12 protein-coding genes are annotated in these 15406 nt (G+C 59.0%); 7 read left to right on the top strand and 5 right to left on the bottom strand.

What is annotated here, in order from left to right; genetic code table 11:
* The first annotated feature begins 75 nt into the window (after nt 1-75).
* The 6 genes from AC1P02_RS00145 to proX all read left to right on the top strand — a co-directional run bounded on the left by AC1P02_RS00145 (nt 76) and on the right by proX (nt 7203).
* A complete protein-coding gene (locus tag AC1P02_RS00145) occupies nt 76-1083 on the top strand; it encodes a hypothetical protein (RefSeq protein ID WP_485183483.1) in 1008 nt (335 codons plus the stop codon).
* A 10-nt stretch (nt 1084-1093) separates the two neighbouring features.
* The gene (locus AC1P02_RS00140; RefSeq protein ID WP_485183482.1) at nt 1094-2209 is read left to right on the top strand and encodes a hypothetical protein; all 1116 of its coding nucleotides are present in this window, start codon (nt 1094-1096) and stop codon (nt 2207-2209) included.
* Between the two features lie 10 nt (nt 2210-2219).
* Nucleotides 2220-3314, top strand: a complete 1095-nt coding sequence (locus AC1P02_RS00135) for a hypothetical protein (RefSeq protein WP_290017930.1) — start codon at nt 2220-2222, stop codon at nt 3312-3314.
* Between the two features lie 549 nt (nt 3315-3863).
* The gene (gene proV / locus AC1P02_RS00130) at nt 3864-5060 is read left to right on the top strand and encodes a glycine betaine/L-proline ABC transporter ATP-binding protein ProV (protein ID WP_017412696.1); all 1197 of its coding nucleotides are present in this window, start codon (nt 3864-3866) and stop codon (nt 5058-5060) included.
* Entirely contained in the window at nt 5057-6208 is a 1152-nt protein-coding gene (proW, locus tag AC1P02_RS00125) for a glycine betaine/L-proline ABC transporter permease ProW (RefSeq protein WP_021138085.1), read from the top strand. The genes proV and proW overlap by 4 nt, the downstream gene beginning before the upstream one ends.
* Entirely contained in the window at nt 6205-7203 is a 999-nt protein-coding gene (gene proX, locus AC1P02_RS00120) for a glycine betaine/L-proline ABC transporter substrate-binding protein ProX (RefSeq protein WP_113719930.1), read from the top strand. Before proW ends, proX begins: the two co-directional genes overlap by 4 nt.
* Before the next feature lie 97 nt (nt 7204-7300).
* On the opposite strand, the gene AC1P02_RS00115 is transcribed toward proX, so the two are convergent.
* Genes AC1P02_RS00115 through AC1P02_RS00105 form a run of 3 tightly spaced genes read right to left on the bottom strand, consistent with a single transcriptional unit; the run spans nt 7301 to nt 11587 of the window.
* On the bottom strand, nt 7301-8095 hold the full coding sequence (locus AC1P02_RS00115; RefSeq protein ID WP_373965400.1) for a phosphoadenylyl-sulfate reductase: 795 nt from the start codon (nt 8093-8095) through the stop codon (nt 7301-7303).
* Nucleotides 8085-9797, bottom strand: coding sequence for an assimilatory sulfite reductase (NADPH) hemoprotein subunit (gene cysI, locus AC1P02_RS00110; RefSeq protein ID WP_485183478.1), 1713 nt, complete (start codon nt 9795-9797; stop codon nt 8085-8087). The genes AC1P02_RS00115 and cysI overlap by 11 nt, the downstream gene beginning before the upstream one ends.
* Nucleotides 9797-11587 (bottom strand): assimilatory sulfite reductase (NADPH) flavoprotein subunit, encoded by a 1791-nt coding sequence (locus AC1P02_RS00105; protein ID WP_485185507.1) that lies wholly within the window; start codon nt 11585-11587, stop codon nt 9797-9799. The genes cysI and AC1P02_RS00105 overlap by 1 nt, the downstream gene beginning before the upstream one ends.
* 199 nt (nt 11588-11786) lie before the next feature.
* Here AC1P02_RS00105 and AC1P02_RS00100 point away from each other — a divergent pair, with 199 nt between their 5' ends.
* Nucleotides 11787-12593 carry a PhzF family phenazine biosynthesis protein gene (locus tag AC1P02_RS00100; RefSeq protein WP_485183477.1) on the top strand — a complete coding sequence of 269 codons (807 nt, stop codon included), beginning with the start codon at nt 11787-11789 and terminating at the stop codon, nt 12591-12593.
* Between the two features lie 112 nt (nt 12594-12705).
* On the opposite strand, the gene lysS is transcribed toward AC1P02_RS00100, so the two are convergent.
* Nucleotides 12706-14244, bottom strand: coding sequence for a lysine--tRNA ligase (gene lysS, locus AC1P02_RS00095; RefSeq protein ID WP_021138091.1), 1539 nt, complete (start codon nt 14242-14244; stop codon nt 12706-12708).
* A 22-nt stretch (nt 14245-14266) separates the two neighbouring features.
* Nucleotides 14267-15365 (bottom strand): peptide chain release factor 2 gene (prfB, locus tag AC1P02_RS00090; RefSeq protein WP_096072019.1). Its coding sequence is split into 2 segments (ribosomal slippage): nt 14267-15289 and nt 15291-15365, totalling 1098 coding nucleotides; the frame shifts between segments, so codons are not numbered across the junction.
* Between the last annotated feature and the right edge of the window lie 41 nt (nt 15366-15406).

Raw genomic sequence — 15406 nt, 5'->3', positions numbered from 1 at the left:
TTTGATTACGCTTCCTGGCCTCGCTTTCCCAAGCGAGAGCCCCATTGCCGCAAAAAGTTGTTAACTAGGACTTCGATGGAGAGCTGGCCTTACGGCATGGCTCGACAATGGATTGATAAGACGCTAGCCAATATCCCCGTTCCTGAAGGGGATGAATATGCCGTGCTGCCAAATGTGGAAATTATTTGCTTGGCGGAGCTGGATCACTTGCTGGGTACAAGCCTGCTGGCAGGCAGTTGGCCACAAACGACATATCGCCGCTATCCGCTGCTCTATTGGCAACTGGTTCGTTATTACCAGATAGAGTTGTATCGCAGCAAACAGTTGAATCAGTTGCAGCCCCATGCAGGATTTAATTTTAAGCGTATGGGGTTTGTGGCGATGCTCCTTGCTTTGCTCGGCGATCACCGTCGTTTGACGGCTTGTGTGGCTTTGGCTCATAGTGCCCCAGCGATTTGCCCCGCGACTAAGTATATTCGTCCCTATTTTATAGAGACCTTTGCCTTGCAGCTAACCAGCCGCTTTCTGGGGTGGGGGCCCTTGCCACTTGGCGTCGACTTGGCTCAGGATCCGCTCTATCTGGCGTTGTTGACCTTGTGGGACAGTGAAGATGTGGGAACGGTGGGACACTTGTTGACACAGGCTTGTCATTTGCACACTTACGGCGGGCTCAAAGATCCCCGTTTTCATCGAGAGGAGGCAATCATAGGTTGGTGGCATTACTGGCCGCTGGAAGTGTTGTTGGTGTTACGCCTGCGCCAATGGGCGGGGTTGCCCTTGCCGGTGGTGAATCATCCCCTGATGGCTGCGCCTTTTGATGTGCTGCCGCCTGCGCTGGAGGATCCCGCCGACGTGTGGCCTTACGAAGCCCTGCCACGTCACTTTGCCACTCACTATCCTGAAGCCCCGGCACTGCTGGCGCAGATGTGCCAGCCCCTAGCATCAGCAGAACCAGATGCCTGGCCGAGTCTGAGCGAGCTGGAGGCAGTTCTGGCCCGAGGTATTCCCAAGTGGCCACCACAGCGGGGTGATGCCCCTAAACCGCGCCGAAAGAGCGCCGCCAAATCATCATCGACCCCATAAGAGAATGTGTATGTCTCCTCACCTGACCGCCCTGCTCGCCCAATTTGATTACGCTTCCTGGCCCCGCTTTCCCAAGCGAGAACCCTATTGTCGTAAGAAGCTGCTAACAAGGGTTTCAAGTGAAAATCAATTTTACGATCATGCTCGACAATGGGTTGACAAGACGCTCGCCAATATTCCCGTTCCTGAAGGGGATGAATACGCGTTGCTGCCAAGGGTTGAGAGTGTTTGCCTGGCGGAGCTGGATCACTTGGTGGGAACAAGCTTGCTGGCAGGCCGTTGGCCACAAACAGAATATCGCCGCTATCCGCTGCTCTATTGGCAACTGGTGCGTTACTACCAGATAGAGTTGCATCGCAGCAGACAGTTGAACCTGTTGCAGCCTCATGCAGGATTTGACTTTGGGCGCATGGGGTATGTGGCGATGCTGCTGGCCTTGCTCGGTGATCGCCGTCGTTTGATGGATTGTGTGGCATTGGCTCATAACGCCCCGGCTATCTGCCCAGCGACTAAGTATATTCGCCCCTATTTTATAGAAACCTTTGCCTTGCAGCTCACCAGCCGCTTTCTGGGGTGGGGGCCCTTGCCACTGGGCGTCGACTTGGCTCAGGAGCCGCTCTATCTGGCGCTGTTGACCTTGTGGGACAGTGAAGATGTGGGCACGGTGGGACATTTGCTGACCCAGGCATGTCATTTGCACACTTACGGCAAGCTCAAGGATCCCCGTTTCCATCGAAAGGAGGCTATCATCGGCTGGTGGTGCTACTGGCCGCTGGAGGTGCTGTTGGTATTACGCCTGCGTCAATGGGCGGGGTTGCCCTTGCCGGTAGTTCATCATCCCCTGATGGTCGCGCCTTTTGATGTGCTGCCACCTGCGCTGGAGGGTCCCGCTGACGTGTGGCCTTATGAAGCCCTACCGCGCCACTTTGCCACCCACTATCCCGAAGCCCCGGTACTGTTGGCGCAGATGTGCCAGCCTCCTGCATCAGCAGAACCAGATGCCTGGCCGAGTCTGAGCGAGCTGGAGGCTGTTCTGGCCCGAGGTATTCCCAAGTGGCCACCACAGCGTGGAGATGCTCCCACACCGAGCAGAAAGAGTGCCACGGCATCCTCATCGACCCCATAAGAGAATGTGTATGTCTCCTCACCTGACCGCCCTGCTCGCCCAATTTGATTACGCTTCCTGGCCCCGCTTTCCCAAACGAGATCCATATTGCCGCAAGAAGCTGTCATCAAGGATTTCAAGTGAAAATCAATTTTACGATACAGACCGACAATGGATTGATAAGACGCTCGCCAATATCCCCGTTCCTGAAGGGGATGAATACGCGGTGTTGCCAATGGTCGAGAGTGTTTGCTTGGCGGAGCTGGATCACTTGTTGGGTACAAGCCTGCTGGCAGGCAGTTGGCCACAAACGACATATCGCCGCTATCCGCTGCTCTATTGGCAACTGGTTCGTTACTACCAGATGGAGCTGTATCGAAGTAAACAATCTGGCCAATTACAACCCGATGCTGGTTTCAAATTTCATCGTATAGGCTTTGTGGCAATGCACCTGGCCTTGCTTGGTGATCGCCGTCGTTTGATGGATTGTGTGGCATTGGCTCATAGTGCCCCAGCTATTTGCCCCGCGAATGAGTATATTCGTCCCTATTTTATAGAAGCCTTTGCCTTGCAGCTAACCAGCCGCTTTCTGGGGTGGGGGCCCTTGCCACTTGGCGTTGACTTGGCTCGGGAGCCTCTCTATCTGGCGCTGTTGACCTTGTGGGACTGTGAGGATCTGAATGCGGTGGGTCACTTGTTGACCCAGGCGTGCCATTTGCACACTTACGGCGGGCTCAAGGATCCCCGTTTTCATCGAGAGGAGGCAATCATAGGTTGGTGGCATTACTGGCCGCTGGAAGTGTTGTTGGTGTTACGCCTGCGCCAATGGGCGGGATTGCCCTTGCCGGTGGTGAATCATCCCCTGATGGCTGCGCCTTTTGATGTGCTGCCGCCTGCGCTGGAGGATCCCGCCGACGTGTGGCCTTACGCAGCCCTGCCACGTCACTTTGCCACTCACTATCCCGAAGCCCCGGTACTGTTGGCGCAGATGTGCCAGCCTCCTGCATCAGCAGAACCAGATGCCTGGCCGAGTCTGAGCGAGCTGGAGGCAGTTCTGGCCCGAGGTATTCCCAAGTGGCCACCACAGCGTGGTGATACGCCGAAACCAAGACGAAAAATGGGATAACTGTGACAGCGGTTACTCTTGCAAGAATTCGTACAAGTCTATTCAAGAAGAGGAGCTGTACTGGCAGAGAGGACCCGTAGACAACAGGGCCGGATCTGTGTCTGGTCCTGGTATTGTGTAATCCTGTTTCAAGAGCTGCCCGGCAGGCAAGGCCTCCGCCATTGCTGCGTTCACCCCCTCTCCTATATTCCCTTGTTTTTCGCCTGCATATCATTAGGGATGTAATGATTTCTCCAGCCCTACGGCCTGTTCGGGATCCTGCCTGGCTGCATCCCCCGATCTGCCTAGTTGCCCCCTCCGATCGGCCTGTCAAAACACCATAATGATTAGTTATCTAACCAAAATGCATGCTGGCATGGGTCATGCTTGTCGATTTGTGGGTTTTTATTGTCAAAAATAAATGATTAAAATCAATGCATTATGTTTTCATTGTTTTGTGTGGACTCTTATGGTTCTTTTGTTTTTGGTGGGAATTGCTTAGTGTAGTAAGTAATTGGTTAGCGTTCGGCGGGTTAATTATCAAGATGCCGACAATAAAAATAGGACAGTATGACAGTCAAACTCGAAGTCAAATCACTCTATAAAATCTTCGGAGAACAGCCGGAGAAAGTCTTTAAGTTGCTGGAAAAAGGGCACGACCGCGCCAGCATTTTGAAAAAGACGGGTCAGACCCTGGGTGTGCATGGGGTGGATCTCGCCATCCACGAGGGAGAAATCTTCGTGGTAATGGGCTTGTCCGGTTCGGGCAAATCTACCCTGGTGCGTCTCTTCAACCGCCTTATCGAGCCGACCCGTGGTCAGGTGTTGATCGACGGTGAGGACATCGCCGCCATCTCGGACAGCGAGCTGCGTCAGGTCAGGCGCAAGAAGATCAGCATGGTGTTCCAATCTTTTGCCCTCATGCCTCATCTGAGCGTGCTGGAAAATGCCGCCTTTGGTCTGGAGCTGGCCGGTGTGCCGCTTCTCGAACGTCAGGAAAGTGCCCGTCAGGCACTCAATCAGGTGGGTCTGGGCCAGTGGGTGGACTCCTTCCCCGATGCCCTCTCCGGTGGCATGAAGCAAAGGGTCGGTCTGGCTCGCGCACTGGCCAATGACCCCGACATACTGTTGATGGATGAGGCTTTCTCCGCGCTGGATCCGCTGATCCGCACCGAGATGCAGGATGAACTGCTCAAGCTGCAGGCCAGCCATCAGCGCACCATCGTCTTTATCTCCCACGATCTGGATGAAGCGATGCGCATCGGCGATCGCATCGCCATCATGCAGGACGGTCAGGTGATCCAGGTCGGGACCCCCGACGAGATCCTGAGCCAGCCCGCCAACGATTATGTGCGTGCCTTCTTTCGCGGCGTGGATCTGGCCAATGTGTTCAGTGCCCGCGATATCGTCAGTCGCAAGCAGATGCCGCTTATCAAGAAGCACACCACGGATGGACCGGGCAACGCCCTGCGTCAGCTCAAGGACCAGGAGCGGGAGTTCGGTTACGTGGTGGATCGCAGCCGTCGCTTCCTCGGGGTCGTCTCGGTCGAGTCGCTCGGTCAGGCGGTGAAAAACAAAGGAAGCCTGGAGCAGGCCTTGCTGGCCGATATCCAGCCCATCCTTGGCGACACCTCGCTCAATGAACTCATCAGTCAGGTGGCCTCAGCGCCCTGTCAGGTGCCCGTGGTCGAGGAAGATGGCACCTACCTGGGCCTTATCTCCAAAGCCAACTTGCTGAACACCCTGGACAGGAGTACCCCGGTATGAATATCAAACCCTTTCATCGTCTGCTGACCGGCTTGCTGGCACTCTTGCTGCTGGCGAGTGCCCCCGTCCGGGCCGATGAGGCGCAGGCCGACCCCTGGGGTGCCTCTGCCTCCACGACTGTTGCCACGGATCCCTGGGGCAGCACAGAGACTGAAGCCGCTGACTGGCAGAACCAGATTGAAGCGACGGATACCTCTGCGGCCGTCGACTGGCTGGATCCCTTCCAGCAGGCGCTGGTGCCGCTGGATGTCTGGGTGGAGAGCGGTATCGGCTGGCTGGTCGAGAACCTGCGTCCTGTATTTCAGCTGATCCGGGCGCCGGTAGAGGTCACTCTCAACGCCATGACCCATCTGCTGCAGACAGTGCCATCCACCCTGATGATGGGGATGCTGGCCCTGATCGCCTGGCAGATGGTCAATGGCCGCATGGCCCTTGGCACCCTGCTCTCTCTCGTCGGGATCGGGCTCATAGGTGCCTGGTCCGATGCCATGGTGACCCTGTCGCTGGTGCTGACCTCGCTCTTCTTCTGCATCCTGATTGGCTTGCCGGTCGGCATTATGCTGGCTCGTAGCGAGCGGTTGTCTACCTGGACCCGACCGCTGCTGGATGCCATGCAGACCACACCGGCTTTCGTCTACCTCATTCCCATTGTCATGTTGTTCGGTATCGGCAACGTGCCTGGTGTGGTGGTGACCGTCATCTTCGCCCTGCCACCCATGATCCGGCTGACCATGCTGGGGATCAGGCAAGTGCCTGAGGATCTGGTGGAGGCGGCCCACTCGTTTGGCGCCAGCCCCTCCCAGTTGCTGTTCAAGGTACAACTGCCACTGGCCATGCCCACCATCATGGCCGGGGTCAATCAGACCCTGATGCTGGCACTCTCCATGGTGGTGATCGCCTCCATGATAGCGGTCGGTGGTCTGGGCCAGATGGTACTGCGCGGCATTGGTCGCCTCGACATGGGGCTCGCCTCCATCGGTGGCCTCGGCATAGTGCTGCTGGCCATAGTGCTCGACCGTCTGACCCAGGCAATGGGGCAGCGGGATCGCAGCCGCACAGGCCGCTGGTATCAACATGGCCCTGTGGCCCTGCTGATGCGCCTGCGTGGCCGTAGCAAATCTATTGATTACAAAGGAGTAAACGCATGAAACCCATTACCAGGACACTGACCCTGAGCACACTGCTGCTGAACTCCCTGTTGCTGAGTTCTGTCGCCGTGGCCAGTGCTGAATCACCGGGGGAGGGGATCCGCGTTCAACCCTTGCAGAGCTCCCTGCCGGAAGAGACCTTCCAGACCTTGCTGGTCAGCAAGCTGATGGACCGCCTCGGCTATGACGTCCAGCCTGTGCAGGAGGTGGACTACAACGTGGCCTACGCCTCGGTGGCACAAGGCGACGGCACCTTCCTGGCCTTTAACTGGATCCCGCTGCAAAACAACAAGTACGAACAGGCTGGCGGCGACAAGGTGTTCTTCCGCCAGGGCACCTATGTATCGGGAGCCGCCCAGGGTTATCTCATCGATAAGAAGACGGCAACCCAGTACGGCATCACCAATCTGGGTCAGCTCAAGGATCCCAAGCTGGCGGCGCTGTTTGACGGCGATGGTGACGGCAAGGCGGATCTGGTGGGCTGCAACCCGGGTTGGGGCTGTGAAGAGGCCATCAATCATCATCTGGATGCGTTTGGTTTGACCCCGACCGTCACTCACAAGCAGGGCAACTACGCGGCCCTGATCGCCGACACCCGGGCCCGCTATCAGAGTGGCAAGCCGGTGCTCTACTACACCTGGACGCCTTACTGGCTGAGCAGCGAGCTGGTGCCGGGACGTGACGTTGTGTGGCTGGAAGTCCCTGCCAATGCCAAGGATGCGGACAAGACCCGTTTGCCCAATGGCAAAAACTACGGCTTCCCCGTCAACTCCATGCACATCGTCGCCAACAAGGGGTTTACCGAAGCCAATCCGGCGGCCGCCAAGCTGTTCAGCATCGTCAAGCTGCCCCTCAATGACATCAATATCCAGAACGGGCTGATGAATAAGGGTCAGAACACCCAGGCGGATATCGAGCGCCATGTGATGGCCTGGCTCAAGGGACACGAAGCCCAGGTCAACGACTGGTTGACTCAGGCTCGCGCCGCCAAGTAAGTGGATAATCAGGGCGCGCCTTCACGCGCTGAATATCACCCATAAAAGCGCCCGGCAGTTGCCGGGCGCTTTTTATTGTCAGAACCCTGAAGAGGGATCAGATACCTGAGCCGTCGTGCTCGCCGCTCTCTTCGTGCAGGCCGCACTCGCGCTTGAGGCCGAAGAAGCGGGTCTGCTCCTCGCTCATGCCCGGCTCCCACTTGGTGGTGGTGTGCACGTCGCCGACCGAGAGGTAGCCTTGTTCCCACAGTGGGTGGTAGGGCAGGTCGAACTCCTTGAAGTAGTAGAAGACGTCCTTGTTGCTCCAGTCGATGACAGGCAGGAACTTGAAGCGGCCGCGCTGTATGGCCAGCACTGGCAGCTTGCCACGGCTGCCCGCCTGCTCCCGGCGCAGGCCGGAAAACCAAGTCTGGGCCCCCAGCTCGCTCAGGGCGCGGTCCATGGGCTCCACCTTGTTGAGCTGGTTGTAGCGGGTGATCCCCTCCACCCCCTGCTCCCACAGCAGGCCGAAACGCGCCTCCTGCCAGGCCGGTGACAGTTCTGCCCTGTATATCTTCAGATTGAGTGCCAGCCGTTCGGTCAGCTCATCGATAAAGCGGTAGGTCTCGGGGAAGAGATAGCCGGTATCGGTGAGTACCACGGGGACGTCGTTGCGCTCACTGCTCACCAGGTGCAGCATCAGCGCGGCCTGGATGCCGAAGCTGGATGACAGCACATGTTCCCCCGGCAGGTTCGCCAGCGCCCAGCGCACCCGCTCGGGGGCGCTCATGGTGTCCAGCTCCCGGTTGAGGGGGGCCAGCGCCTCGGTCTGTTCTTCACGGCCGAGGGTCAGCAGGGCTTGCAGGTCAAGACGGCCATTTTCAGTGACATTAAGCGGCAGATTAAGCAGCATAGAAGTCCCTCGCTGAGTCGATAACGGGGGCCACCACACCAGTGCGGATCACGAAGTCACCGAAGCACTCCGCCGCATTGCGTTCGGCAGCCCAGCGGCCGATCAGTCGATCCAGCTCGGCCAGGATCTGCGGCTCAGTGATGTTCTCCTGATAGAGGCGCGGGATGCGGGTCCCTTCCAGATTGCCACCCAGGTGCAGGTTGTAGCGGCCCGGTGCCTTGCCCACCAGACCCACTTCCGCCAGCATGGCGCGGCCGCAGCCATTGGGGCAGCCGGTGACCCGGAAGATGATGGCGTCATCCGCCAGGTCGTGCTTGGTGAGCAAGCCCTCGATGTCGGTGACAAACGCCGGCAGCATACGCTCGGCCTCGGCCATCGCCAGCGGGCAGGTTGGCAGGGCCACGCAGGCCATGGACTGCTTGCGCTGCTCGCTCACGCCGTCATCCAGCAGGCCGTATTGACGCGCCAGGGCTTCGATGCGCGCCTTCTCGCCAGCGGGGACGCCGGCGATGATGAGGTTCTGGTTGGCGGTCAGGCGGAAATCCCCCTGGTGGATCTTGGCGATTTCCAGCATGCCGGTCTTGAGCGGCTTGCCCGGGAAGTCCAGCAAACGGCCATTCTCGATAAAGAGGGTCAGGTGGTGCTTGCCATCGATCCCTTCGACCCAGCCGAAGCGATCGCCACGACTGGTGAACTCATAGGGACGACTCTCGGCGAAGGGGATACCTGCGCGGTTCTCCACCTCGGCCTTGAAGGCCTCGACTCCAACACGTTCGAGTGTGTACTTGGTTTTGGCGTTCTTGCGGTTGACCCGGTTGCCCCAGTCACGCTGGGTGCTGACCACGGCGGCCGCCACCTCCAATACGTGGGAGAGGGGAATAAAGCCAAAATCACTCGCCTTGCGCGGGTAGGTGCTGGTGTCGCCGTGAGTCATGGCGAGACCGCCGCCCACCAGCACGTTGAAGCCCACCAGCTTGCCGCCTTCGGCAATGGCCACGAAGTTGAGATCGTTGGCGTGAATATCCACGTCGTTGTGGGGCGGGATCACCACTGTGGTCTTGAATTTGCGCGGCAGGTAGTTGGAGCCCAGGATTGGCTCCTCGTCCCCACCCAGCTTCTCGCCATCCAGCCAGATCTCGACATAGGCGCGGGTCTTGGGCAGCAGGTGCTCGGAGATTTTTGTGGCCCACTCGTAGGCTTCCTGATGCAGTTCAGACTCCACCGGATTGCTGGTGCAGAGCACGTTGCGGTTCACGTCGCCTGCGGTGGCGATGGAATCTATGCCGGTGCTGTTGAGGGTCTGGTGCATCAGCTTGATGTCGCGCTTCAATACCCCGTGGAACTGGAAGGTCTGACGGGTGGTCAGGCGGATGCTGCCATACAGGCTGTGCTCCTCGGCGAACTTGTCGATCACCTGCCATTGGGCCGGGGTGATGATGCCGCCCGGTAGACGGGCGCGCAGCATGACGTTGTGCAGGGGCTCCAGCTTCTGGGCGGTACGCTCCGGGCGTATGTCTCTGTCATCCTGCTGATACATGCCGTGGAAGCGGATCAGCTGGAAGTTGTCGCCGTTGAAGCCGCCGGTAAGCGGGTCTTGCAGATCCTGCTCTATGGTGCCGCGCAGAAAGTTGCTCTCGCGCTTGAGGCGCTCGTTGTCGGCCAGCGGTCCTTCGACCGGTCCCGGAATCACTTGTTTGCTCATCAATAGACATCCCTTTGATAACGTTTGGCACGACGCAATTCGCTCAAATACTCTTCTGCTTCCTCACGGCTCTTGTGACCGTGTTCTGCAATCACATCCAGCAGGGCTTCCTGCACATCTTTCGCCATGTGGTTGGCATCGCCGCACACATAGAAGTGAGCACCGGCTTCCAGCCACTGGTAGAGCTCCAGACCCGCTTCACGCAGTCTGTCCTGCACATAGATCTTGTTGGCCTGATCCCGGCTGAAGGCCAGCGAGATCTTCGACAGCAGGCCCGATTTCACATAGCGCTGCCACTCCACCTGATAGAGAAAGTCCTGGGTGAAGTGGGGATTGCCGAAGAAGAGCCAGTTCTTGCCCTCGGCCCCTTGTGCCTCGCGCTCCTGCATAAAGGCGCGGAACGGGGCTATGCCGGTGCCCGGTCCCACCATGATGACGGGGGTATCGGGATTGGCCGGCAGGCGGAAGTTGTCGTTGTGCTCCACAAACACCCGTACCTCGGCATCTTCGGCCAGCCTGTCCGCCAGATAGGAGGAGGCGGCGCCAGAGCGCACAGTGCCATCTTCTTGCGGGTAGCGCACCACGCCAACGGTGAGATGCACCTCCTCTTCCACTTCGCTCTGGGCGGAGGCGATGGAGTAGAGGCGAGGGGTGAGGGGGCGCAGCAGGCCAGTCAACTGCTCCGCGCTGAGTTCGGTCGGGAAGCGCTTGAGCACATCCACCACTTGGGCAGAGGCCACCAGGGCGTTGACCTGGGCCTTGTCACCGGCCAGGTCTTTGAGCGCTGCGTTACCCGAGATCTCTGCCAACCCCGTGATAAAGCCGCCGTGCAACCGGGTCAGTTCCAGATTGCGGGTGAGCACCTCGCGCAGGCTGCCATGGGCGGTGGCTTCGTCACCACTACGTCCGGACAGGGCCAGCACTTCCCCCACCAGGTCGGCGTCGTTGTCGAACCAGACCCCGAGGGCATCCCCAGGCTGATAGGTCAGCCCTGACTCTTCGAGGCTGATCTCGATATGGCGGATATCCTTGGTGGAATCGCGGCCGGTGATTTTCTGATTCACCGACAGGCGGGCCGGGAAGGGATTGGCCTTGTCGTACTGACTGTGACCGACAGCCGCTTGTACCGCCCCCGCCACGCTGCTGGTGGCAACCCCGGCAGAAAGCGTGGCAGCAATGGCATTGACCGCCTGCTCACCCCAGGCCTTGGCGGCATCCTGATAGTCCACATCCAGGCTGGCAAGCTCATGAATGCGATCGGCGCCCGCCTTGGTCAGCAGGCTGTCAAAGTCCAGACCTGTCTGGCAGAAAAATTCGTAGGAGCTGTCACCCAGCCCCAGCACGGCGAACTTGAGCCCCTCGAGTTTGCCGACCTTGCCCTTCTTGAGCTGCTCGAACAGATCGACGGCACTCTCCGGTGGTTCACCCTCCCCGTAAGTACTCACTACCACCAGCAGGTGGGTCTCTTTCTTGAGCTGTTTGGGTTTGTAGTCCGCCATGGAGGTGAGGGTCACCGGCAGGCCGCGGGCCTCGGCCTGCGCCTTGATGGCACTGGCCACCCCTTTGGCATTGCCGGTCTGGGAGCCGTAGAGAATGGTCAGGCTGCCGCCGGGTGCTGTCACGGCACACGTAGCCGCCACTGGCTGACTGCCGGATTGGGAGAGACCGTAGAGATAGCCGCTCACCCAGACCAGTTGCTGGGTATTGAGGGTTGATAATGCCTGGTTCAGCTGACGTTGTTGTTCATCAGAGAGGGGGGCCAGATTGGTCAGGGAGTCCTTCAATTGCATCACACGCGTCTTCCATGGTCTGATTTTTGGTCAGGTTAAGGGGTGTGATGGATAACAACAAAGAATAAAAATGTCTTTTTTATTCTATTAATGCATTAAAACCCCAAGGGATCCTGTCTTGAGCCTGCTCGGGCTGCGCCCTGTTTCATGGTATAAACGGCGAAGAATGAGCCCCGTCGTGACGTCACAGGAAAAACGAATGCCGACTATCAGACTGTTTCATGTCAATGCCTTCAGCCAGCAGCCCTTTGGCGGCAACCCGGCCGTGGTGGTGCTGGGGCCGGCCCAGCCTGATGCGCGACTGCAGGCCATGGCGGCCGAGTTCAACCTGTCGGAGACCGCCTTTCTCACACCGGCAGGGGCGGCGTGCTATCAGCTACGCTGGTTTACCCCTCAGGTCGAGGTGGATCTCTGTGGTCACGGCACGCTCGCCGCCGCCCACGTGCTGTGGCAGACGGGGGAAGTGGCCCCTCAGGAGGTCATCCGCTTCGAGACCCGCAGCGGCGTGTTGCTGGCCCGGCGCGAGGGGGAATGGATCCAGCTCGACTTCCCGCGGATCCCGCTCACGCCACTGGTACTGGACCCGGCTTACGGGGCTGCGCTCGGCTGTACGCCGCGGCAGACCTTGGCGGCCGGTGCCAAGTTCCTGCTGGAGCTTGCAAGCGAAGAAGAGGTGAGGGGGCTAGTACCGGATTTTCATGCCCTGCGTGCCCTGCCTGGGCGGGGGCTGATGGTGACGGCCCCGTCCAGCCGTGCAGGCGATGACTTCGTCTCCCGCTATTTCGCTCCCTGGGTCGGGGTGGATGAGGATCCCGTCACCGGCTCCAACCACTGCGCTCTGGTGCCCTTCTGGGCCGAGCGACTGGGCAAGAGAGAGCTGCGGGCTCGCCAGATCTCGGCGCGCTGTGGGGAGCTGAAGCTTGTCCTGCAGGGGGATCGCGTCTTGATGTCGGGTCAGGCGTTGACCCTCTGGCAGGGGGAGTGGCTGCTGCCATCCACTCTGTAAAGTACAAGCGTGTGCCCCTCTATGGTCGCCATAATGTTCGCCATAAAAAACGCCCCGCAGTTGCGGGGCGTTTCGTTGCCATCGAGTCACAGGCCTGGCCTGCACTCTGAGCTTATTTCTGTTGCGGGCGCAGGGCCGGGAACAGGATGACGTCACGGATGGTGTGGCTGTTGGTGAACAGCATCACCAGACGGTCGATACCAATACCCTGACCGGCAGTGGGCGGCAGGCCGTGTTCCAGCGCGGTCACGAAGTCGGCGTCGTAGAACATGGCTTCGTCGTCACCGGCTTCTTTCTGGTTCACCTGATCCTGGAAGCGCTTGGCCTGGTCTTCCGCATCGTTCAGCTCGGAGAAGCCGTTGGCCAGCTCGCGGCCACCGATGAAGAATTCGAAGCGGTCGGTCACGTCCGGGTTCACGTCGTTGCGGCGCGCCAGCGGAGAAACGGCTGCCGGGTACTCGGTGATGAAGGTGGGTTGCAGCAGCATGTGCTCTACCGTCTCTTCGAAGATGGCGGTGATCACGTGGCCCAGCTCCCAGCCCTTCATCAGCTCGATGTGCAGACGCTTGGCAACCGCCTTGGCGCTCTCCAGGGTAGCCAGATCCGCCGGGGTCACATCCGGGTTGAACTTCAGGATGGAGTCCACCATGGTGAGGCGCTGGAACGGCTGACCGAAATCGATGGTCAGACCCTCTTCGCCCTCTTTGGCGTAACGGATCTTGGTGTCACCCAGAATGTCCTGGGCCAGGGTACGCAGCAGCTCCTCGGTCAGGTCCATCAGATCGATGTAGTCGGCATAGGCCATGTAGAACTCGATCATGGTGAACTCGGGGTTGTGACGCACCGAGATACCTTCGTTACGGAAGTTGCGGTTGATCTCGTACACGCGCTCGAAACCACCGACCACCAGACGCTTCAGGTAAAGCTCGGGGGCGATACGCAGGTACATGTCGATGTCCAGCGCATTGTGGTGAGTGACGAACGGACGCGCGGAGGCGCCACCCGGGATGACCTGCATCATGGGGGTTTCCACTTCCATGAAGCGCTTGTCGTTGAAGAACTTGCGGATGCCGGCAACCACTTTGGTGCGGATCATGAAGGTCTTGCGGGACTCTTCGTTGGCGATCAGATCCAGGTAACGCTGGCGGCAGCGAGCTTCTTGATCGGTCAGGCCCTTGTGCTTCTCGGGCAGCGGACGCAGTGCCTTGGTCAGCAGGCGGATGGTGGAGACGTGTACCGAGAGTTCGCCTGTGTTGGTACGGAACAGGGTCCCTTCCACGCCGACTATGTCACCCAGATCCCACTTCTTGAACTGCTCGTTGTAGAAGCCTTCCGGCAGATCGTCACGGGTAACGTAGATCTGGATCTTGCCAGCCATGTCCTGCAGGGTGGCGAAAGACGCCTTGCCCATGATCCGGCGGGTCATGATGCGACCGGCAATCTTCACCTGTTTACCCAAGGCCACCAGCTCTTCGGCGCTCTTGTCGCCAAATTCGGCATGCAGATCGCCGGAGAGGCTGTCACGACGGAAGTCGTTGGGGAAGGGGTTGCCCTGGGCGCGCAAGGCAGCCAGCTTGGAACGACGCTCCGTCATCTCGTTGTTCAGTTCGAGAGTGTGGTCGACTTCCGGAGTTGTGGTTTGTTCAGACATGGTGATTCCTGCTGTTCTGTTTTTACAGGCCTGATTTCAGGCTAGCTTCGATAAACTTGTCCAGGTCGCCGTCGAGTACCGCTTGGGTATTGCGGGTTTCGACGCCGGTGCGCAGATCCTTGATGCGTGCATCATCCAGCACATAGGAACGGATCTGGCTGCCCCAGCCGATATCGGACTTGGTCTCTTCGAGGGCTTGCTTCTCAGCGTTCTGCTTCTGAATTTCCAGCTCGTAGAGCTTGGCTTTCAGCTGCTTCATACACTGATCTTTGTTTTTGTGCTGGGAACGATCGTTCTGGCACTGTACCACGACACCGGTCGGGATGTGGGTGATACGTACCGCGGATTCGGTCCGGTTGACGTGCTGACCACCGGCGCCGGAAGCGCGGTAGACGTCGATCCGCAGGTCGGCCGGGTTGATCTCGATGTCGATGTCATCATCGATCTCGGGATAGACGAATACGGAACAGAATGAGGTGTGGCGACGGCCACCCGAGTCGAACGGTGACTTGCGAACCAGACGGTGGACGCCGGTTTCGGTACGCAACCAGCCGAAGGCATACTCGCCGGTGAACTTGACGGTGGCGGACTTGATGCCGGCCACGTCGCCGTCAGAGAGCTCGATAAGCTCCGGCTTGTAACCGTGGGCATCGCCCCAGCGCAGGTACATGCGCAGCACCATGTTGGCCCAATCCTGGGCTTCGGTACCACCTGAGCCGGACTGGATGTCGATGTAGCAATCGGAGCCGTCGTGCTGACCGGAGAACATGCGACGGAATTCGAGGTCCACCAGCTTGGTTTCAAGTACATCGGCTTCGGCCACGGCTTCGTTGAAGGTATCTTCGTCTTCCCCTTCCACCGCCAGGCTCACCAGCATCTCGACGTCCTCAGCACCTTGTGTCAAGACGTCAATGGTGCCGACCACGTTCTCCAGGGAGACACGCTCCTTGCCCAGCGCTTGTGCGCGCTCGGGCTCATTCCATACGTCCGGCTGTTCCAGCTCGGCGTTGACCTCTTCTAGACGCTCTTTCTTGGCGTCATAGTCAAAGGTACCCCCTAAGAAGCTCTGTCCTCTCAGACAGCTCCTTAAGTTTGTTTAATACAGGATTGACTTCAAACATCGTGAAAACTCTCGGGGTCGATGTGATTTAAAAACGGGATA

It is taken from the genome of Aeromonas sp. TS_SC_11, from assembly GCF_057318915.1.
The sequence above is the reverse complement of the archived record's forward strand: the minus strand, read 5'-3'. Positions and strand labels throughout refer to the sequence as shown.